This window comes from Planctomycetaceae bacterium, from assembly GCA_041398825.1.
Lineage (GTDB): Bacteria > Planctomycetota > Planctomycetia > Planctomycetales > Planctomycetaceae > F1-80-MAGs062.
Window position 1 is genome coordinate 279,839 of the sequence record JAWKTX010000005.1, and the last position, 21,016, is coordinate 300,854.

Genomic DNA, 21,016 nt, shown 5'->3' on the forward strand with positions numbered 1-21,016 from the left:
CATGGATCCGTGTTGATTAGAATTGCCTGACCACGCCCGGGAAATTCCGTGGGATTCTTCGGCCGTTCACGGACCCGATTGCCACTTTATCCGACAGGTTTGAAATCGTGCAGAGACTTCTGATTGGTGTGAGTGTTGTCGCAGTATGGCTGGCGGGCGCAATATGCAATTCCGCATTTGCAGAGAAACCCAACATCATTGTCATCATGGTGGATGATTTTGGTTTTGAATGCGTCACGGCAAATGGTGGCGAATCTTATCAAACGCCCCACATTGATCAGCTGGCGTCAACCGGGATGCGATTTGAACATTGCCATGTTCAGCCTCTGTGCACTCCGACACGGGTGCAGTTGATGACGGGCATTTACAATGTCCGCAATTATATTGAATTTGGTCTGCTTGATCCTAAGGCCACAACGTTCGGGCATCTGTTGAAGAAGCAGGGCTACGCAACAGCAATTGCAGGCAAATGGCAACTGGGTCTTCAGGCCGATCTGCCGCAGCACTTTGGATTTGATGAATCGTGCCTATGGCAGTTAACCCGTCGACCACCTCGTTATGCCAATCCGGGACTGGAATACAACGGCGTCGAGAAAGATTTTGCAAAGGGCGAGTATGGTCCTGCGCTGGTGAACGATTTTGCTTTGTCGTTCATTGAGCGACACCGGTCCGAACCGTTCTTCCTGTATTATCCCATGATTCTGACCCACGACCCCTTTCAACCCACCCCTGACAGCCCGGACTGGGATCCTGCGACAACCGGTGAAAAAGCAAAGCGCAGTGTGAAGAACTTTGCGTGGATGACTCAGTACATGGACAAGATGGTTGGTCGGGTCGTCGCCAAACTGGAAGAGTTCAAGCTGCGTGAGAACACGCTGATCCTGTTTCTCGGCGATAACGGAACGCAGGTGACAGTGACCAGCCAGTTTCGCGGCCAGCCTTATCAGGGGGGTAAGGGGCAGGGCAACGCGCAGGGTACGCATGTGCCCTTGATCGTCAATTGGCCTGGTCATGTACCGGCGGGTCAGGAGAATTTTGATCTGATTGGCAGCGTTGATTTTCTGCCGACCATTTGTGAGGCGGCGGGCGTTACTGTTCCTGCTGAACTGGCGATCGATGGAATCAGCTTTCTACCTCAGTGCCTGGGAAAACCGAGCACACCTCGACAGATTCATTATTGCTGGTACGCCCGTGATGGCGGTGCCGAAGCCAAAGTGGAGTTTGCGATGACACGGGAAATGAAACTGCATCGCGACGGCCGACTGTTTGATCTGACCAGCGATCCGCTGGAATCTCAGCCACTGTCATCGGACCAGCTCACATCTGCTCAAAGGGAGGCTCGAATCCAACTTTCTGCAGAACTGGAGAGATTTCGGGAGGCGCGTCCCGCCCATCTTGCCAAACGGAATCGTTCAGAAAAGTCAGCAAAGAAAAAACGACAATAATCGAGCGGGTAAAGTCGTATCATTTCCGCAGAACGACGTTGCATCCCGGCAGCTGTTTATGGCAGCGCGTTGGGCGCCTCTGTTGGCGGAACACTGTCCAGATACATGCGCTGCCAGATTTCAAGACACAGCAGATTCCAGAGTCGGTAGGCATGGTCGACCTGTCCACTGGTGTGTTCGCTGACAAGTTGGCGCACGGAATCCGGGTTCAGGAGGCCCCTTTGTAAACATCGATCGGACAGCAGGATGTCGTGAAGCAGATCCTTGAGTTCATTGCGGAACCAATGATCAATCGGTACGCCAAACCCCATCTTGCGGCGTGTCTGGATATCGGCAGGTATCAGGTCCGCAAATGTGTCCGTCAGCACCATTTTTCCGCGCTGGACGCTTTGTTTGACCTCGATGGGCATGGTTGCTGCCAGTTCGACCACCTTGTGGTCCAGCATGGGACTGCGAGCTTCCAGGCCGACCGCCATACTTGCGATGTCTACTTTTGTCAGGATGTCGCAGGGCAGATAGGTGTGAAGATCGGTTGCGGTTGTTCTGGTGATAAAGTCGCGATTGGGATAACGACCGTAAGCGTCAAAGATGCATTCTGCAGGTTCCTGTTCATTCAGCAGATGCCTCATGTCTTCGCTGACCAGCCACTGCAGCCTTGCTGAATTGAAGATGGTGATCCAGTTCAGGTATCTTCGTTCGGGTTCCTGTCCCAGGGTTTCCAGCAGCCGTTTGAGTCGTCGACGAAAAGATTTCTGTTCGACGGATGTTGGGATGGCAGCGACCAGTCTGGAATTCCAGATGTGGCGCACCCACGACGGAAGTCGATCCGTAAGGCCTGCGATGCGCGCGGCCTTGTAACGATCGTAGCCGCAGAAGAGTTCGTCGCCCGCGTCTCCGGTCAGGGCGACGGTCACGTTTTCGCGAGTCATCTTTGACAGATACATGGTTGGAATTGACGAGCTGTCTCCAAATGGTTCGTCGTAGTGCCAGACCAGCCGCGGCAGCATCTCGATGGCGTCGGGCTCAACGACGGCTTCGTGATGATCTGTGCCGAGCATCTGGCTGGCCTGTCGCGCGTAGCTCCGTTCGTCGAAGGCGGCGATCGGAAAGCCGATGGAGAATGTCTGTACGGGACGATCCAGCTGTTTCTGCATCAGTCCGCAAATGACCGTCGAATCGATACCGCCGGAAAGGAATGCCCCCAGCGGTACGTCACTGCGTAAACGTAATCGGACAGCCTCGGTCAGTGTGTCGCGTAGTTCATCCTGCCAGTCGGCAATCTTTGCTCGATGCAGTTGTGGCTGATCGTACGGGGGTGACCAGTAGGTTTGCAGGTTCAGCTGGCCATCCTGGAGTACTCCGATGGTTGACGGCGGCAGCTTGTTGAATCCCTGAAGGATGCAGTGCGGATGCGGAACATACTGAAGGGTAAGGAAACGCAGAACGGACATACGGTCCAGCTCGCGCGGCATATCCGGAATCTGTAGCAGCGATTTCAGTTCGCTGGCGAATGAAAGACGGCCCGATTCGAGCCGATAGAAGAGCGGCTTTTGTCCGAGTCGATCGCGGACCAGTACCAGCCGCTGGTGTCGAGCATCCCAGATGGCGATGGCAAACATGCCTCTGAGATACTGCACAAAATCCAGGCCATATTCTTCGTACAGATGCACGATGACTTCTGTGTCTCCGTCCGTTCGAAACTGATGGCCTCTGGCAATCAGATCGGGGCGAAGTTCCTGATAGTTGTAGATCTCGCCATTGAAGACAATTTGTATCTGGTCATCTTCGTTGCTGAGTGGCTGCGCACTGCCGGCCACGTCAATGATGCTGAGCCGTCGATGTCCGAGCGCGACGCCCAGGCTGGGCGAGGCGGTATTGTCGGCTGGGCGGAAATAGTGGCCATCTGCGTCCGGTCCGCGGTGGCGAATGCTGTCGGTCATGCGCTGCAGAGTCTGCGCGCTGACCGCCCTTTCATTTTGCCACCAGATGGCCCCGGTAATTCCGCACACGAGTTCGAGATTCCTGTCTATCAGATGATGCCGGATTCATACAACTGGCAATGCCTGGCCACCATGTGTTCGACGCAATGAGATTCCGTAATTTTCTGTTGACCTGCATCCGCCAGTTTTTCTGCCAGATTCATATCATCGAAGAGTCGCTTCATGGCCATGGTGAGATCGGCTGACTTGCCCACCGGGTAAAGCAGCCCCGTTGTTTCGTGTTGGATCAATTCCTGATTGGGGGCGATATCGCTGGCGACAACGGGCAGCCTCAGAGACATCGCTTCCATCAGGCTGTTCGACATGCCTTCAAATTCACTGGGCAACACAAAAACGTCAAACGCTGCTGCCAGTTGGTACGCATCGGATCGATGACCCGCAAAGTGAATCAGGTGGCGACAATCCAGATTGATGGCAAGTTCTTCCAGCGCGACACGTTCCGGACCATCGCCAATGAGTACCAGTTTGCCATTCGTGATGGTCTGACGCAGCAACTGAAATGACCAGATCAGGTCCTGCAGGCGCTTTTGGCGGGCCAGCCGTCCCACGAATCCAACGACCCGATCGTCTGAACGGAGTCCGAGTGTTTGTCGGGCTTTTTGACGTTCCGCTGCAGGATCAACGGGTTGCTTCGGGCGGGGCATTCCGTTTGGAATCACGGTGATGAAATTCACGGGCACGCCGATTGACATGTAGAAATCTGCAACCCCTCGGGAATTCGCAGTCATCGCCCAGGTTCGGCCCAGCATCCATCGGTCAATCTTTAGTTGCCATGCGCTTTTCCACGAATCCACGCATCGCTCGCAGACAATCACTCTTGCCCGTGGCGGGCAAACTGCGGGCAGGCGAACATATGCATTGGCGGCGAACAGGTACGACTGAACGAAATCCGGGCAGAATTCTGCCAGCCCACGACGCAGGCGGATCCACGTGAGCAGATCGAAGCGAAATCGCTTCTCCAGCACTTCCACCTCGATACCGTGGTTTCTTAACTGGTCGGCATAATGACCGCCACGATTCAGCGCGAAGACTTTGACGATATAACGATCGCGTGGCAGGCCGGTCGCAAGCAGAGTCAGCTGACGTTCTGCGCCGGATTGATCGAGCGTTGGAATCACAAAGGCCACGCGAATCACAGATCACTCAACCCCGCTAATGAGAGTGCCGGGCCATGGTGGCCACGCGTAAACTAACCGGCGAAGTATTCGACGGCGTTTCGGAACATGCGAATGCCATCACCCTCACCTCTCAGGTTTAATCGTGTCCATTGGGGGTGCTGCGTCGCGAACAAAAATCGTTCGGGGTGCGGCATTAATCCCAGCACTCGACCGGTGGAGTCACTTAGTCCGGCGATGTTGGCCAGAGAGCCATTGGGGTTGAAGGGTTCGGGCAGAATCCCGATGTCCGTTGGATCGCCCGATGCTTCTGCCAGGGTGGTCGCTTCCGGTGACCAGTAACACAGGGCAATCGACTGTTGATCGCGGAGTGTCTGCAGCAGCTCTGGTTTTTTCAGAGCAATGCGACCTTCTGCGTGTGCCATTGGAACGTCAAATTCGTCAATGCCTTTCAGGAAAACGCTGTTGCTGCTGGTAACTTTCAATCGTACCCACCTGTCGGTGTATCGGCCGTTCTGGTTCCATGCCAGCGTGACCTGATCTTCCCAGTTCTTCTCTGAGGTATCTTCGATGCCGCGTCGCATGATCAGCCCGGCTTTCAGAATCGTTTGAAAACCGTTGCAGATTCCCAGCACCAGTTTGTCGGCGGTCAGGAATTCTCTCATGGCGTCATTCAGCTGCCCGCGTAGCTGGCGAGAAAAAATAACGCCCGCGCCGAGGTCATCGCCGTAGCTGAATCCACCAGGCACGCACAGAATCTGGAATTCCGATAGCCGTCCCGGATTTTCCAGCAGACGAAACAGGTGAACTCGTTCTGCTTCCGCTCCAGCCAGCTCAAAGGCGTGTGCCGTTTCGATATCGCAGTTGGTACCAGGAGCACGCAGTACGCAAACTCGGGGAGCAGCCATGAGTAAAATTCAAACCCGGAAATCTGCCCAAAGGCAGCAGGAAAGGAGGATTGCCATCGGTTGTTCCGGGCCACCCCGGCGACGCACCGCAAGTTTTAGCAGGCCCAACAGCCTCTTTCATCCACCACCGCAGACTTCTGCCACTTTCCCCACGGACCGTAAGCGGGGGAACAGGTGTCCGGATGCTTAAAATTACCTCACCAGAGCAAAGTTCTCTGCATGGAATTGGATGATTCGTGCGGCCTGTCGCGAGTAGATTTCCATTGCGCTGTGCGGGACGCCTTCCACGATCAGTCGTTCGTAGGGGATGCCCAGCGAATCCAGAAACTGCATGTATTCGAGGTTGTTTTGATAGTTGAAACCTTTGGTTCCGACGTGAATCAGAATCTTCAGTGGTGGTTGTTTGGTCCTGGCGTACTGTCGTGCCAGGTCATAGGTGTTGTCGCCCGGCTGAAAGATCAGTTCGTCCGATTCTCGACCGTTGTCTTCGGAAATTCGTTTCTCGGTCGAATGCCCGGCCCCACCCGGTGCGGCTGAGCAAAACAGTTCCGGGTAACGAAACATCAAACGGGTGGTTCCCCGACCGCCTTGCGAGAACCCCTCAATTCCCCGACCTTCACGTGAAGCCACGGTTCGGTAGGTGGCGTCGACGTGCGGAATCAGCTCCTTAATGAAGACATCCGCCCCCATGGCATTTTTGCGATCCGGCATGTTGTAATGGCTGACCGGGCCGCCATTCACGAACACATAGATCATCGGTGGCACAGCCCCATCAGCCATCAAGGGATGAATCTTTTCAACGAGCCTGACGCTCTTGAGTTCGCTTCCCGGCCGTCCTCCGTGCAGGTAATACACGACAGGGAATCGTTTTTCCGGGGACGACTCATAGGCTGGCGGAAGATAGATGCAGTATCCAACATCGATCCCCATCGATGGGCTCCTGAACGTGGCGTGTTTGGTGGAGGGGAGCGCCTGTCGAAGTGGGTTGACCCATCGAAATGTCGCCTGAGCCGCCTTCTTTTGCTGAGCGAATGTGCGATGCTGCCCGGCCCAGAAAAGAAGTGCCAGCAGGACCAGCAGTTTGCGTTGTGCCATCAGCATATTGAGGCCCATGGTGAATCTTTCCTTGTGAGTACTGGGTTGGGTATTGTCACAGAGACGACGCGCAGGCGGTCGTTTTGGCAGGCGTTTCGGATGTTGTGGGTCCAGCTCCAATCCTGACGAATCTTGTGGATAGATTATTGGCAACAGGCTTTTGCCCGTGATAGTGTTCCGATCACTGAACCCGTCGATTTGTGGACCGATGAATTTGAGGCCTTTCGAGCTCGTGGTCTGCAGTGTTCGTGGTCTGCAGTGTTCAAGGTCTGCAGATTGTGCGAATAACCCGGCCCATTGGAAGTGAATCTCGAATGAACGAACCAACTCCATCTCCAACGGCTCTGCATTCCACGGTTTCGGCGACTGGCTCCGCGGGCACTTCCGGCTTCGTCGAAAGTCCGGCGTTGGTGCGTGGCCGCAGATGGTCGACGTCCATTGGAATTCTGATCCGAAGGATCCATCTTTATTCAGGGCTGTTTCTGGTGCCCTGGGTGGTTCTCTACGGCATCACCGGAGCGATGTTCAATCACGTGGGGTTGTTTCCGCGGGTTCAGATTCGGGAAGTGGATGGCGATGTCGTCGCGAAGACCCAGCTGAGCACTTTTCCGTCGGCTCAGGAACTGGCTGATCGGGTCATCGAAACACTTCAGAAAGACCTGCCGGACCACAGAATCGAACTTACCGATCAGAGTCGCGCGGAATTTACGGGCGACTTGATGTTCGCGATAAAGAGCGATGAAGGCCAGCATGTCGTTCATATGGATCCGGTCAGTCGGGATTCCTGGATCGGCCTTCAACCGCCGAATGAGGAAGAGCCCGAGGCATTGTTGCCGGGGAAGAAGACGATTCGGCTGCCGGACGATCCTCACAATACGGCTCGAGCAGCAGCGGCGGAAATCTTTCGGCAGTCCGGATTACAGGCTGACAATGTGCAACCGCTGGGCTGGACGAAGCTGAATTTTCTGGCCAGTGTGGATGGCGAGCCAGCTCGAGTGACCTATGTACTGAAGGATGGTCACGTCGATGTCGATCGATTTACAGGTGAAGATGGCATGCCTTTGCGCCAGTTCCTGCTTCGGATGCACACATCGCATGGGCAGCCGCCCTACTGGAATGGTCGTATGTTCTGGTCGCTGATCGTGGATACGATGGCAATTGCCATGGTGACATGGGCGGTCAGCGGCATTTATATGTGGTGGCAGATCAAACGCACACGCTTGATCGGTGCCGGCATCATTGTGCTCAGCCTTCTGGTGGCGGCTGGTCTTTGGTTCAGTCTGCAGAACTTTTACGCGACGACTCGGCTTTGAGTTCAGACAGTGGCTTTGAGTTCAGACATCGCAGTGGTACGTTGCTGCGATTCCGGCCGTGTCAGACAATGACAGGCAGATAATGCCGAATCCGCTTCCGAAAGGACTTTTGTCAGATGCGCTGCAGCAGGAAAAGTCCGAACTCCACTTAAGTCGAACGGGCCTGGCAGGCATACTCTGAACGCCTGCCTCAAGTGCCCCGGCGACCGTTTGTTGGCGGACTTGCAGGCGACCAATTCGTTCAGGCGATGGAAGTCCCGGACGATTCGTTCGATTGCCTATTCGATTCACGGAAGGATCGCACAGATGTTTTGCTTCCGCAGATGGATTTGTTCGGTGGTGATTCTTGCAGCTTGCGCTTCTTCAGCGTTTGCCGAAATCGAAGCCGTCAAAGGAAAACGTTACACGCTTTCTCGTCAGCATGGCCCATGGATGATCATGGTGGCAAGTCTGAGAGATGTTGAGGACGAGGACCGTCGTCTGAAGTCTGGAATGACTGCCTGGGAAGCTGCCGATGAACTGGTTTTTGAGCTTCGGAAGAAGGGGATTCCGGCCTACACGTTTTCGGTAGAACGCAAGGTGGAAGACCTGTCGAAGGAGACCGGAATCACTGGTTTCGAACACAGACGCATTGTCGCGCAGCAGGGATACATTTCTGTTCTGGCCTGCAATTTCAAGAGTAACCAGGACGAGAAGATCGATGTGGTTCTGGACTATCTGAAGAACAAATTCCGTCCCCAGTTTCTGATGGATGAAGCCAATGGCGGACTGTTTGCGAAGACTCCCGGTCGGCCGGGTCCGTTGAAGCCATGGGTCACTGTCAATCCGCTGCTCTCGCCTGCCGAGGTGAAGGAGCGCACGATCAGTCTGGAAGATCAGAAACTGATTCTCTCGCTGAATTCGGACAGCGACTATTCGCTGCTGAAGAATCGTGGCAAATACACGCTGGTCCTTGCTACGTTTTCCGGAAACATGATCACCCAGCTGGGGGGCAAGGCGGATTCAAAGAGCATGTTGCGATTTGGAAGCAGCTTTGGATCGAATCTGGACGAATCGGCAAAAGAAGCGTGGGCAATGACCGAAGGTCTGCGTCATGCGAAATCAGCGGGCTATGACCAGGACTACGAAGCCTGGCTCTACCACGATCGAAACAGGTCCTATGTTACGATCGGGGAATTCAACAGTCTCAACGATCCTCGCATTCAAACCCTTGCGACGCAGTTCAGGGCAAAGCTGCGTCGCAATCCGGCGACTGGCGAAGAAGAGATGATGCCTGAGGTCTTCTCCCTGCCACGGAACGCCAGAAAAGTCGGCAACGAACTGAAGTACGATCGGTGGTGGATGTTCGACGGCGAGCCAAAATTGATGGAAGTCCCGCGAATCTCGCGAAAGTAGCGTTTCCTGCCCGGAATGATCAGAATAGCAGAGCCCGACATCCCTGTCGGGCTCTCTGTGTTTCGGCCCCCCTTCCTTCAGAAGGAAACGTCTGGTATGAACGCTCCGTCATTGCTTCGAACAGCATCCATCCTGATCGTCTCGCTGCTGCTGCCAGCCATGGTTTACGGGCAGTCGACAGCGTTGTCGCTGAATTGCCGATCGCGACATGAAACGGAAGCTGGTTCAGGACGCTGGCATTCGGTTGTGAAGCCGGTTGAATGGAAGAGCAGCGAAACGGCGATTGTTGTGTGCGATATGTGGGACAAACACTGGTGTCCGAATGCGACTGCGCGCGTTGCAGAAATGGCCCCTCGGATGAACGTCGTATTGAAAGAGGCGCGTCGTCGGGGTGTTCTGATTATTCACTGTCCCAGTGATACGATGGACTACTACAAGGATTACCCTCAAAGAGAACTTGCCCGGTCAGCTCCGGTTGTCGAGACAAAGATTCCGCTGGAACGCTGGTGTCATCTGGATTCGGAACGCGAAGGCCCAAAGCTGCCGATCGATGATTCGGATGGTGGCTGTGATTGCGAGGGACCAGTCAAATCGTATCGAGCGTGGAGTCGACAGCATCCTGCAATCGAGATCGCGGATCAGGATGCCATCACCGACAGCGCGGAAGCCTGGTACCTGATGAAACAACGCGGCATCACCAATGTCATTGTGATGGGTGTTCACACCAACATGTGCGTCCTGGGTCGTCCATTTTCTATCCGGCAGATGGTTAATCAGGGACAAAACGTTGTTCTGATGCGGGACATGACTGACACCATGTATAACCCGGCTCAAGCGCCGTTCGTCAGCCACTTTACGGGCAACGATCTGGTGACGGAGCACATTGAACAATACTGGTGCCCTTCCGTGACCAGCGCAGACATCACAGGCGAAGAGCCATTTCGTTTTTCCGGGGACAAACGTCCGCATCTGGTAATTGTGACATCAGAACCAGAATACAAGACAGAGATTTCTTTGCCGAAATTCGCGCGCGAGCACCTTGGGAAAGATTTTCGGGTCAGCATCGTTTATGGAGATGCGAAGGTTGCCGACAGTCTGCCTGGCATAGAAGTGATTCAGTCGGCGGATCTGCTTTTCCTCAGTGTTCGTCGTCGAACTCCGCCGGCAGAACAACTACAGGTCATTCGGGATTACATTGCTGCCGGCAAGCCTGTGATGGGAATCCGCACAGCCAACCACGCGTTTTGTCTTCGCAACAAACCCGCTCCGGAAGGTTTGGCTGACTGGCCGGAATTTGATCGGGATGTGATCGGCGGCAGTTATACGAATCACTGGGGGAATGGTCCGAAGACCGTGGTCAGCGTCAGCAGCCGTGACGTTGCGATGCACCCGATCCTGAAGGGGCTCGCACCGGAACAATTTATTGGCCACGGTTCGCTTTACAAGGTCGCTCCGCTTCAGCCAACAGCCACCGCGCTTTTGAGCGGAGCTATTCCTGAGGCACCGCCGGAACCAATCGCATTTGTGAATCAGAGATCGGACGGTGGTCTGACGTTCTATACATCGCTTGGCCATATTGAAGACTTCGAACAACCGGAATTCAACCAGTTGCTGCTGAACGCTGCCCGCTGGCTGGTGAAGGAATCTTCAGAGAAGAATTCCACGAATGCAAAGTGATCTGATGAGTGATCGACGCCGGGAAAATTGCTTTGGATGGCCTGCATTGGTGCTGTTGGTTTCTTTGCTGTCGACGGGCTGTGGAAATCAGAATCCAAAACCAGGCGTTGCCTGGACTGATTTGCATCCGTCCACAGGGACGGTCGCGACAGCGGAGCAGGTTCGTACGTTTTGTGGTGCCTGCCACGCCGTGCCACGTCCCGAGAGTTTCCCTCGCGAAGCCTGGTACGATGAAGTTAAGCGAGGCTTCAATTTCTACTATGATTCAGGGCGAACGGATCTGGAGGTTCCTTCACAGGCAAGTGTCACCGCTTACTTTCAGCAGAATGCCACCGAGCAACTCGCGGCTCCGGAAATGCCCGAATCGTCGGTTCAGCCGCTGAAATTTCGGACGATCGACGTTGAGCTGGAAACGAATTTCGAAAGAAAACCGCTGCCGGCTTTTTCGTTCATCGATCTGGTTTCAGCCAGCGACGAAAACGTTGTCGTCCGATTCAGTGATATGCGATCGGGTTATTTTGGCGCTGCGACACTGCCCCTGGCGATACCGTCTTCGGGGACACCACCGGTGGTGACAGCGAACGCATCTGATCGCATGCGTGTGAAGCCGGACTGGGCGATTCCGGATCGGGTGATCAGCCCGGCGAGCATCCGGGAATGTGACCTGAACGGTAATGGAATAAGCGACCTGATTGTTGCAGATCTGGGCAGTTTTCTTCCGGAAGACCACGATCGTGGCAAAGTGCTGCTCATCCCGGACGGCAGAGCCGACAATTCGGTTGTGTTAATCGACAGGATCGGCCGTGTTGCAGATGTACAGGTGGCCGATCTGAATGATGACGAACTGCCGGATATCGTTGTCGGGGAGTTTGGATGGCATTCAACAGGTGGCATCCATGTCCTCCTGGCGACGCGGGCTTTTGATGGCGCGGATGCATTTGAGCAGATACAACTGGATCAGCGTCCGGGAGCCATTCACGTTCTTCCGCAGGACATGAACGGCGATGGCCGCCTGGATATCGTTGCGTTGATGAGTCAGGAATTTGAACAGGTTGTCGCCTATCTGAATCAGCCCGACGGTACCTTCAGTCAACCTGAGATCCTTTATGCGGCACCCGATCCCACGTGGGGGTCAAGCGGTCTCTTGCTGCACGACATGGATAACGACGGTGATCAGGATATCCTGTACACGAACGGAGATACGTTTGATTCCTATATCGTGAAGCCGTACCACGGTATTCACTGGCTGGAAAATGAAGGCGAACTGAGATTTAAGCTGCACGAAATCGCGGTGCAACCGGGCGTGCATCGCGCGCTGCCAGCCGATCTGGATGGCGATGGGGATACAGACGTCGTATCGGTTGCGTTGCTTCCGGAAAAGAGCCTTGCGGGGCTTGAACCGGAATTGCGCCATGCCATCGTCTGGTTCGAGAACATGAACGATGGACAATACCAGCGACACGTGCTGGAACGGGGAGAACCGAATTACGCTGCTCTGGTTCTTCGTGATCTGAACGGTGATGGTCGCCCCGATATTCTGGTGGGGAACTTTGCAGGTGTTGCCCGGGATCATCGGGTCGATTTTCGCATCCTTCTGAATGAAGGATAATTGATTTGTCATCGCCGCTGCCTCATACAGGGAATCAAAATGCCCTCTCTGTTAGTGACTGATTCGAAGTATGAGTTTGTGCCGCCGCATGAAGGCCGTATCTGGCCGCGGATTCTCAGTTGGCTGGCTCCCGGCTATCTTCGGCGAAAGTATGCCGTCACCGAGGTCGAAGTACGCGGTGCCGAATCACTGAAGCAACTGCACGATCAGGGGCATGGCATTCTGCTGGCACCAAATCACTGTCGTATGTCTGATGCGATTGTACTGCAGAGTCTTTCACGCCAGGCCGAATTGCCGTTTTATGTGATGGCCAGTTCGCATTTATTTCGAGGCGAAAAATCACTTGCCTGGGTCCTCAGACGGCTCGGTGCTTTCAGCGTGAACCGTGAGGGGATTGATCGTCAGGCTTTGCAGAAAGCCATCGATATTCTGCTCGAAGGACTTCGGCCTCTGGTCATCTTTCCGGAAGGGGCGTTAAGTCAGGCCAATGACCGGTTGAACGCGTTGCAGGAGGGCGTTTCGTTTGTTGCAAGATCTGCAGCATCGAAGCTGGAGAAATCGGACAACGCAACAGAAGGCTTCAAAAGGAAGGTCTTGATTGTTCCTGTTGCCATTCGTTATCTCTATCGGGGCAATATTGAAGCGACGGCTGGTGACATTCTTTCCAGCATTGAACGCCGTCTGTCGTGGAAACCATTCCAGAGCGAGGACCTGGTGACTCGGATTTATCGAGTTGGTAATGCTCTGCTTGGCCTGAAAGAACTGGAGTTCCTGGGGTCTACCCAGTCCGGTGAACTCAGCGATCGGCTGAATCACCTGATGAATCATCTGCTGGTTCCACTGGAAACAGAATGGTTGAATGGCCCCCGGGACGGTTCCGTCATTGGACGCGTGAAGGAATTGAGGAAGGCAATCCTGCCAGCCATGATCGACGGCGAATTGTCGCCGGAAGAGATGAATCGACGGTGGAAGCAGCTCGACGATGCCAGCTTCGCCCAGTCACTGAGTCTTTATCCTCCCCAATACGTGGCGGGCAGGCCATCTGTCGATCGGATTCTTGAGACCGTGGAACGGTTCAATGAGCATCTGAATGGCGATGAATCTGCGCATGGGCCCATGAAAGCAGTCGTGCAGGTTGGGCAACCCATTGAAGTCAGCGCGAAGCGAGATCGTTCGGTTGCAGGGGATCCTGTGATGGAAGCGATAGAGCGAGCACTGAACGAATTATTAAGTCAGACAGCGTCGGAATCACCACTCTATTCTGCATCTGCCTCTATTCGGGCAGATGTTCACAACGTCGATACTCCAGACAGGCTATCCAGATGACGTCTTCCGGCGATTCCATCAAGCCAAATCCATTTGATGAAGACGTCCGGTCGAACTTGCCGGATTCTGAATCATTCGTTCGTCAGCAGGTCAAGACCATCGGCACGATGTATGCCGCTTATGCGACATCCATGATTCTTCGCATGATTCCGACGGTTGCCGGCACTTCCATTATCAATGACGAAGCGTTGGGGATTGATCTTGACCAATGGGGAAAAGTTTTGTCTGCCGGAACGTGTGGGGCTCTTTCCGGAAAGTTTATCTGCGGATGGGCCGCGGACAGATTCGGTGGCCGGCGAACTTTTGCCATTGCGTTGTTCATCGCGTCGGTGTTCGTTGGTCTCTTTGCAATGTCGTCCACTCTGCTGCTGTTTCAGGCAACGTTTTTCGTGACTCTGATGGCCCAGGCCGCAGGCTGGCCCTCCATGACCAGAGTCATTTTGAATTGGGTACCACCTCGACAATATGGTCGCGTCTGGGGAATTCTTTCAACAAGTTCCCGCGTTGGCACACTGACAGCCACTTTTGTGCTGGGTTCGACTCTGACATTCCTGTCCTGGCGGCAGATGCTTTGGATTGCGTCGGGAATCGGTTTGCTGACGGCCTGTTTTTATGCATTCGCGATGAAAGATAAACCGACGACACCACTTCCTACCGACGACGAAGACAGCAAATCGGGCGAAGAAAATCCGAGAAACGCGAACCATCCATTCGATGGGCTGACTTTGCTTCAGGCATTGCCTCGATTTGCCGGAAGTCTCCGATTCTGGCTGATTTGCGGCAGCCTGATGGGCCTGACGATTCTGTGGGATTTTCTTCTGGTGGTGCCTGTTTACATGCAGGATACTCTTGGACTAAACGAGGCGTCTGCTTCCAGAGCGGCGTCTGCATTTCCGTTTGGCAGCCTGATTTCGGTGCTCATAGGCGGGTTTGTCTTCGACAAGCTGGATCGGACAAGTATGGCGTGGGTGATGGCAGGGCTGCTGGTCACCGCGACCGGCTGCCTGCTGGCGTTCACGTGGCTGCCTCAACTGGGTTTATCTGGTTCTGCTGCAACGCTGACGGTCCTTGTGCTGCTCTTTATGTTTGGACTGTGTGTTTCTCCGTGTTACTACATTCCATGCAGCGTTTTCTCGATCGATTTTGGTGGCCCTCACTCAGGTTTTCTGGTGGCTATACTCGATGCGGTCGGATTTGCCGCCACTGCCGTTTTCTATTATTTCGGCGGCGGAATCGCTCAGCGTCTTGGCTGGAATGCATTCCTATTTGTGTTGGTTGGGGTTTGCGTCTGGTCGCTGATGACAACTTTTTTCTTTATGCGGCGCGAAGCGAGGGCAAAAAAGTCGGGCGCTGTCAGTCGTTGTTAATGGGGTGGTGATCCGTGTGCAGTCGGTTTGCTGCAGGGGTTCCACGCGGAGTGCCAGCCTGCAGTCAAACCGATCGATTGCATCATCCCGGCCAGTTACCGCGACCTGCTCGAGAGTTGCCAGGTTTCATCAAAGAAATCTGCGTCAACGACTTCACCTGGCCAGACCGTTCCCGCAGGTGTGTCGAGATTGATGATGGCCCAGTCAGGCAGCATGGGTACCTGTCGGGCGTTGTTCAGGTAAGCGTATTCACGAAAAGTGAAACTGCTGTTCAGAACGACATACCGACCGGGATTCATTGGATTCGGGTAAATCAGCACGGGGGCGTGATTTGCCGAGCTGTAGACGTTGTCTCCAACGGTGATCGTGTCTTTGTTCCATTGGATGGGTAATTTATCGGCGATCTTTGCCATCACACTGTTGGATGAAGGATCCCCCCACAGGATCAGGTTCGCCTGTTGAGCAAGTTCATCTGTGACATCGGTGTCATCAATCACGCGCGCATCACCTCGGAAATGTCGTCGCCAGTGTTCAATCGCCCGGTCCAGTTCAGATGTGGCCCACTTTCCTGCGGCTTCGTTGGCGGCGGTTCCGGTTGGTCGCACAAAAACAAACGAATCCATCAGAGCATCGTCGATTGGCCCCTGCAGATTGTGACGCTTTGTGAGCCCATCGGGATCTGAATCCACCTGACGCCAGACTCCTGCAGAATCCAGACGAATCCGCAGAGAAACCGAACCATCGGATGATGCCATGATCCTGCGTGGTTCTTCTCCGTCTCGAACTCGCCACCGGATATCTGCAGCCGAAGTTGGTCCCGAAATCGTTCCTGCAGGAAGCGAAACGGAAACATCGGTCACATTCTGCAGCGCGATGAATTCAATGAAGAATGTCGAAGACTCACCGCTCTTCCCCCTGAAGTGTCGGGCTTCGACCTGAGCAGGAGTGAAATGCTGTTTCAGCCCGTTGACCTGAATCCATTGCATCCGGTTGTATTTCAGTGTGGAAGTTTCAAAGGTGACATGGGAGCTGACTTCACGGCCCTTGTCTGCGAGTGTGTTCAGTACGTCTTCAACAATTGCCTTCGATGCGTCGTCATACCGATGACCCATTCCGGCACCGATAATGTGCCGCAGGCGAATGCCATGTTTGGCGAGGGCTTCTTCCATGACATCGGCTGCCTGTTTCTGGCGGTCGACCTCACCGCTGTAGGCGATGGTTGGGCAGTGAGCCAGATTTCGAGCCCATTTATCACAGTCGTACAGGTTCCAGAGCGTTTTCTCCCATGGTTTGGGTGTCAGCGTTTCGTCCTGGAAGACATTCAGAAACCGTGGCGTTTCAGAGAATCCTGCACCCGGATTCGCTGCAAACCATCGATCGGCGTAGTGAGTTGCCAGTTGCCAGCAAGCCGCTCCACCCATTGAAAATCCTCGAACACTGATACGGTCTTCATCAATGCGATATCGCTTCTGAACATCTTCCAGTGCTTCAAGAACATCTATTTCACCGGCAAACTTATTGGCATTGCTATAGCGTCCATAAGGATGCAGGACGATGGTGTTGTCGGGTGTAAACTGACCACGATTCTTCATTCTGTCCCAGATGAAATTGACTTCGGACAGTGTTTCACCCCGGCCATGAAACCACAAATCGCAGCGGGTGGGCACCGTGTGACTGAATGCATACGATTCGGGAACGATCAGGCCATAAGGCTGAACCGTATGATCAATCCGGCTGACATATCCTCGTACAACTAACCCTGGTCGTGTGTGCCATGTTGGCTGACCAGCCAGCAGTTCTGCAGCGCGAGCGTGACCTTCTTCCAGAAGTGCGTCGCCGCGGTCCAGTTCCTTCAGGTCGAAGAATTCCTGGTGGTCGAGCGCTACTCGTACAGCGCGCTCGAAAATCAGAACGTCCGGCAGCATCTCCCGGACGGCGGTCTCTCTGGACTGTCGCAGTTTGCCAATTTGCGCCTGTAAGCGCTTCAGTTGATCGCGCATGGCCGCTTCGCGATCTGCAGGGACCTCTACGCCGAGCTTTGGAATTCGACGCACCGTAACGGGATTGTTGTCGGCTGGTCCATCCGCCGGAGCGAAATTTGCCATCTGGCACAGGATTGCGACAACGGCTGTCCCAATTCGAGCGAATCGCATCATTGGGCGCGGCTGCCATGGTCGAAGGGCTGATGGTTTGGGTGCCGAATATTCATCCATTTGTCGCTCCGGTCTGGCCATGTGAATTCAGGAACAGGTGCTTGTTTGGAAGGAGCGTGAACGACGGGATACGATTGGTCAAGTAACCCTGTGGAAGTTGATAATGGCATTCCGCAAACCTCGGCTTAACTACAGAATTCGGGGCCGACTCCCAACCAGGACCTCTGTGTCGCAGGGCTGGACAAAGTGGCTGTCGACAACCATCATCCCCCGAATCGTTTGGACTTTGCTTCCAGATTGGATGACCTCCCCGGAAGCTCAACCTGACCCCAAAGTTGTTCAACGTACACGTATGTCCAAAGCCCTTCGCAACCTGCTGACACACCGGACTCTGTCGCCTGAAGAGCAGCAGCAGGTGTTTCGTGAAATTCACGACACAGTGCTGATGCAGTCTGAATACATCACCGAACCCAATTTTCGGACTTTTCATCCGGACGACCTGAAGCTGATGTTTCAGCAGTATGACCAGAAACTTCTGAACGGCGCTTGTCTTCAGGCGCTTGGTGAAAGGCCTCTGGGGTTTCTGCTGTCGAAACGGATGACAAGAGCCGGGGGCAAGACAACGTGGAAAACCATTCGTAATCGGTTGACGGGTTCTGTCCGCGAAGAATTCGAAATAGCGGTATCGTCTCATCTTCTGTTTCAGAATTTCAGGGACGAAACGCGGTCGGTTACTGTCACGGGATTTGAGTGTCAGAATCGACTGGAGGCGATGCAGCGGATTGTTGAACACGAAATAGTCCATCTGAGCGAACGGCTCGCATGGAATACATCCAATTGCCGTGCTCGTCGGTTTCAGTCAATCGCAGAGCGTCTGTTTGGTCATCGTGTCCATACCCACGATCTGGTCACAACGAACGAAATGGCTCGCCGGCAATTGGGGATTCGAGTCGGCACACAGGTTCGGTTTGACTTTGAAGGTCATGCCATGAAGGGCATCGTGAATCGCATCACAAAGCGAGTAACGGTGCTGGTTCCCGATGCTCGGGGAACAAGGTATTCGGACGGCCAGCGATATACAAAGTACTACATTCCACTGGGAATGCTCAGCCGGGTCGACTGACGCAGCAGAGACATCTGCCAGGCCTGCTTGCCAGCCCTGTGAAATCGGGCAGTGTCGATCGGGGCAAGGCTGGAAAGTGCTCCGCTACCTGCTGCGTTCGTAGACGACCTTTCCACCAAGCCACGTCTGATTGACAGCCGTCTCTTTGATCGCGTCGACGTCGCAAGTCAGAATGTCCCGGTCGATAATGATGAGATCAGCAAGCTTTCCGGGTTCCAGCGAGCCCTTTTGCTGCTCTTCGAACGTCAGCCAGGCATTGTTAATCGTATAAAAACGAATGGCTTGTTCGCGACTGACAATCTGTTCGGGATGAAGCGGCTGATCGGTCCATCTTGGCTGCCGGGTGAGCATCGTCCAGAGTCCAAGAAATGGGTTGTACGGATTGACGGATCTCAGGCTTCCGATTCTCTGCATGTGATCTGACCCGCCGCCAACCTTCACGCCTTCCTCAAACAACGTTCGATAGGGCTGAAAGAACGCTGTCCGATCTTCTCCAAACTGGCGAAGTAGCGTGCGGCCGTCCAGGTGCAGCCAGACAGGTTGAATATCGGCGACAATCTCCAGTTGTTTCATTTTCCGGATCGCTTCTTCACTCATGAAGTTGCAATGTGTGATACATGGTCGCTTGCCAACGATCGAAAAGTCGTTGTCGTTGACTCGGGTGTACGCATCAATCAGTGCGTGCACCGCGCCGTCGCCAACAGCATGGGCGGTGATCTGGAGATCCCTCTGCAGACACAATCTTGCAATTTCATACATCCGGTCGGCTTCGATATTCAGCACGCCTCGATATTGCGGGTCCGTGATGGAATAGATGTCGCTCAGTCCCCAGGGCTCGCGCATCCAGGCGCTGCCTGTCAGCATGCCGCCGTCGAGAAAGACTTTTACGCCGCGAAGCCACAGCATGTTGTCATATTCATGGGCCGGATGCGTGGCGGCCGTCTCAATCTGTTCTGCGACTCGCGACCATTCTCCGGATGGATTCACGCCCCAGCACAGAAATGATCGGCAGGTTAACTGGCCCTGCTGACGGAGTGCGTCGAAGAGTCTGACGTCTGTTTCGCCGGCACTGCGCTGGACGATGCTGGTAATACCAACGGAGTTGTAATCGGCAAGAAGTTTGCGGAGCTGCTCGCGTCTTTCGTCGAAGGAAGGCGTCTTCTCTGTGGGCTTTGGTTTTACAAAACGCCCGGACGCGCGAATGATCCCGTTGGGTTCACCTGTTTTGGGATCCCGTTCGATTTTTCCAGGTTGATCTGCCGGGATCTGGAAGTCCTGATCAATTCCGCTGAGCTTCAGTGCCAGGGAATTCATGGATGCGTCCGGGCCGGTGCGAAAATACACCGGGTGTTTCGGAGCGACCTGATCCAGTTCCCATCGTGTTGGAAATCGCTGATCACGCAGCCGGGTGATGAAAACCTGATTGAGGACGATCCATTCTCCTTCCTTCACGATCTTTGTGCGCTGATGGACGTATTTCAGCACATCATCGATGGTTTCCATCGGAGGGATCGGATGGTCAAATTCGTAAACTGCCGCTCCCGTTGCGTGGACATGCGAATCGATCAGACCTGGCAGCACCGTCTGTCCATGCAGATCAATTGACTGTGTCTCTGCCCGGGCCAGTTTCAGGATTTCGGCATTCGAACCCGTCGCCAGAATTCGATCACCCCGAATAGCAATCGCATCGACAATGCGAAACTCATCATCCACCGTCACCACACGACCATGATGCAGTACAACGTCCGGTACATCATCCGCCTGAAGTGAGGATGCCGTCCACCATCCCACAAACAAAAAGATGATGAAGCAAACACCAGTCGAAGAAGACCTGAGCATGAGCGATTCCTCCGGGTGGCCGTTGGGTGCTGAAGTTACAGACGGCCGAACTCGATTCGCCGTCAAATTCTGGATTGTATGCGCATCATGGCACGAGCGATCATGGCACGATTCGCTGCCTGCCGCGAAGCAGCTTTGGTCGCTCATCAGGTGTGTGGCGATGTTCATCGCCGTCCTTCATCAATCGCTATGCCTTCCTGACAAATTCCGATTTGAGCTTCATGGCCCCGATGCCGTCAATCTTACAATCAATATTGTGATCACCGCCGACCAGTCGGATGTTTTTCACTTTGGTCCCCACCTTCACAACCGAGGATGATCCCTTAATCTTCAGATCTTTGATCACTGACACGGTGTCCCCATCATTCAGTATGTTGCCGTTCGCATCTCTGACAAAGGAGTCGTCACTTCCGGTGTTTTCGACTGGGGCGTTGGTCGACCATTCGTAGCCACACTCAGGGCATACGATCAGATTGCGGTCTTCGTAGCAGAATTCAGATTTGCATTCGGGGCACGGAGGCAGTTCGCTCATGTTTTTCGCTTAAAGTCTCTTAATGTTTCTGATTCACTGACAAAACAATGCTGGCTCATTCGATTTGGATAGTTCTACAGGGGCGATTGATTCATCCTGATGGGATTCAACCCCGATGG

The 21,016-nt window shown here is 54.2% G+C and carries 15 protein-coding genes; 8 read left to right on the forward strand and 7 right to left on the reverse strand.

Annotated features, from left to right (window positions below; all coding sequences use genetic code 11):
* Positions 1-107 precede the first annotated feature (107 nt).
* On the forward strand, positions 108-1,445 hold the full coding sequence (locus R3C20_11440; GenBank protein MEZ6041113.1) for a sulfatase-like hydrolase/transferase: 1,338 nt from the start codon (positions 108-110) through the stop codon (positions 1,443-1,445).
* Positions 1,446-1,501: 56 nt separating this feature from the next.
* On the opposite strand, the gene asnB is transcribed toward R3C20_11440, so the two are convergent.
* The 4 genes from asnB to R3C20_11460 all read right to left on the reverse strand — a co-directional run bounded on the left by asnB (position 1,502) and on the right by R3C20_11460 (position 6,581).
* Positions 1,502-3,454, reverse strand: a complete 1,953-nt coding sequence (asnB, locus tag R3C20_11445; GenBank protein MEZ6041114.1) for an asparagine synthase (glutamine-hydrolyzing) — start codon at positions 3,452-3,454, stop codon at positions 1,502-1,504.
* A 20-nt stretch (positions 3,455-3,474) separates the two neighbouring features.
* Positions 3,475-4,581, reverse strand: a complete 1,107-nt coding sequence (locus R3C20_11450; GenBank protein ID MEZ6041115.1) for a glycosyltransferase — start codon at positions 4,579-4,581, stop codon at positions 3,475-3,477.
* Positions 4,582-4,634: 53 nt separating this feature from the next.
* Entirely contained in the window at positions 4,635-5,468 is an 834-nt protein-coding gene (locus R3C20_11455) for a phosphoribosylformylglycinamidine synthase subunit PurQ (GenBank protein ID MEZ6041116.1), read from the reverse strand.
* Between the two features lie 192 nt (positions 5,469-5,660).
* The gene (locus tag R3C20_11460) at positions 5,661-6,581 is read right to left on the reverse strand and encodes an alpha/beta hydrolase-fold protein (GenBank protein MEZ6041117.1); all 921 of its coding nucleotides are present in this window, start codon (positions 6,579-6,581) and stop codon (positions 5,661-5,663) included.
* 296 nt (positions 6,582-6,877) lie between these two features.
* On the opposite strand from R3C20_11460, the gene R3C20_11465 reads away from it, so the two are divergent.
* The 6 genes from R3C20_11465 to R3C20_11490 all read left to right on the forward strand — a co-directional run bounded on the left by R3C20_11465 (position 6,878) and on the right by R3C20_11490 (position 15,250).
* Positions 6,878-7,876 carry a PepSY domain-containing protein gene (locus tag R3C20_11465; GenBank protein MEZ6041118.1) on the forward strand — a complete coding sequence of 333 codons (999 nt, stop codon included), beginning with the start codon at positions 6,878-6,880 and terminating at the stop codon, positions 7,874-7,876.
* Positions 7,877-8,182: 306 nt separating this feature from the next.
* Positions 8,183-9,271: a hypothetical protein gene (locus R3C20_11470; GenBank protein ID MEZ6041119.1), complete on the forward strand. Its 1,089-nt coding sequence runs from the start codon at positions 8,183-8,185 to the stop codon at positions 9,269-9,271.
* Between the two features lie 96 nt (positions 9,272-9,367).
* Positions 9,368-10,948 carry an isochorismatase family protein gene (locus tag R3C20_11475; GenBank protein MEZ6041120.1) on the forward strand — a complete coding sequence of 527 codons (1,581 nt, stop codon included), beginning with the start codon at positions 9,368-9,370 and terminating at the stop codon, positions 10,946-10,948.
* Positions 10,938-12,557 carry a VCBS repeat-containing protein gene (locus tag R3C20_11480; protein ID MEZ6041121.1) on the forward strand — a complete coding sequence of 540 codons (1,620 nt, stop codon included), beginning with the start codon at positions 10,938-10,940 and terminating at the stop codon, positions 12,555-12,557. The genes R3C20_11475 and R3C20_11480 overlap by 11 nt, the downstream gene beginning before the upstream one ends.
* A 39-nt stretch (positions 12,558-12,596) precedes the next feature.
* Positions 12,597-13,883 carry a lysophospholipid acyltransferase family protein gene (locus R3C20_11485; GenBank protein MEZ6041122.1) on the forward strand — a complete coding sequence of 429 codons (1,287 nt, stop codon included), beginning with the start codon at positions 12,597-12,599 and terminating at the stop codon, positions 13,881-13,883.
* Positions 13,880-15,250, forward strand: coding sequence for an MFS transporter (locus R3C20_11490; protein ID MEZ6041123.1), 1,371 nt, complete (start codon positions 13,880-13,882; stop codon positions 15,248-15,250). Before R3C20_11485 ends, R3C20_11490 begins: the two co-directional genes overlap by 4 nt.
* 95 nt (positions 15,251-15,345) lie before the next feature.
* On the opposite strand, the gene R3C20_11495 is transcribed toward R3C20_11490, so the two are convergent.
* The gene (locus tag R3C20_11495) at positions 15,346-17,463 is read right to left on the reverse strand and encodes a prolyl oligopeptidase family serine peptidase (GenBank protein ID MEZ6041124.1); all 2,118 of its coding nucleotides are present in this window, start codon (positions 17,461-17,463) and stop codon (positions 15,346-15,348) included.
* 103 nt (positions 17,464-17,566) lie between these two features.
* Here R3C20_11495 and R3C20_11500 point away from each other — a divergent pair, with 103 nt between their 5' ends.
* Complete coding sequence (locus R3C20_11500; protein ID MEZ6041125.1) at positions 17,567-18,526, forward strand: hypothetical protein; 960 nt, start codon at positions 17,567-17,569, stop codon at positions 18,524-18,526.
* An 84-nt stretch (positions 18,527-18,610) separates the two neighbouring features.
* Here R3C20_11500 and R3C20_11505 read toward each other — a convergent pair whose 3' ends face one another.
* Positions 18,611-20,365, reverse strand: a complete 1,755-nt coding sequence (locus R3C20_11505; GenBank protein MEZ6041126.1) for an amidohydrolase — start codon at positions 20,363-20,365, stop codon at positions 18,611-18,613.
* A 187-nt stretch (positions 20,366-20,552) separates the two neighbouring features.
* Positions 20,553-20,897, reverse strand: coding sequence for a zinc ribbon domain-containing protein YjdM (locus R3C20_11510; protein ID MEZ6041127.1), 345 nt, complete (start codon positions 20,895-20,897; stop codon positions 20,553-20,555).
* Positions 20,898-21,016: the final 119 nt, after the last annotated feature.

What these genes read in the sequence shown, in the direction of transcription:
- R3C20_11475 (MEZ6041120.1), top strand. Translation starts at nt 9,368, where the DNA reads ATGAACGCTCCGTCATTGCTTCGAACAGCATCCATCCTGATCGTCTCG.
- R3C20_11480 (MEZ6041121.1), top strand. Translation starts at nt 10,938, where the DNA reads ATGCAAAGTGATCTGATGAGTGATCGACGCCGGGAAAATTGCTTTGGA.
- R3C20_11470 (MEZ6041119.1), top strand. Translation starts at nt 8,183, where the DNA reads ATGTTTTGCTTCCGCAGATGGATTTGTTCGGTGGTGATTCTTGCAGCT.
- R3C20_11505 (MEZ6041126.1), bottom strand. Translation starts at nt 20,365, where the DNA reads ATGCTCAGGTCTTCTTCGACTGGTGTTTGCTTCATCATCTTTTTGTTT.
- R3C20_11495 (MEZ6041124.1), bottom strand. Translation starts at nt 17,463, where the DNA reads ATGGATGAATATTCGGCACCCAAACCATCAGCCCTTCGACCATGGCAG.
- R3C20_11510 (MEZ6041127.1), bottom strand. Translation starts at nt 20,897, where the DNA reads ATGAGCGAACTGCCTCCGTGCCCCGAATGCAAATCTGAATTCTGCTAC.
- R3C20_11460 (MEZ6041117.1), bottom strand. Translation starts at nt 6,581, where the DNA reads ATGGGCCTCAATATGCTGATGGCACAACGCAAACTGCTGGTCCTGCTG.
- R3C20_11465 (MEZ6041118.1), top strand. Translation starts at nt 6,878, where the DNA reads ATGAACGAACCAACTCCATCTCCAACGGCTCTGCATTCCACGGTTTCG.
- R3C20_11490 (MEZ6041123.1), top strand. Translation starts at nt 13,880, where the DNA reads ATGACGTCTTCCGGCGATTCCATCAAGCCAAATCCATTTGATGAAGAC.
- R3C20_11500 (MEZ6041125.1), top strand. Translation starts at nt 17,567, where the DNA reads ATGGCATTCCGCAAACCTCGGCTTAACTACAGAATTCGGGGCCGACTC.
- R3C20_11485 (MEZ6041122.1), top strand. Translation starts at nt 12,597, where the DNA reads ATGCCCTCTCTGTTAGTGACTGATTCGAAGTATGAGTTTGTGCCGCCG.
- R3C20_11455 (MEZ6041116.1), bottom strand. Translation starts at nt 5,468, where the DNA reads ATGGCTGCTCCCCGAGTTTGCGTACTGCGTGCTCCTGGTACCAACTGC.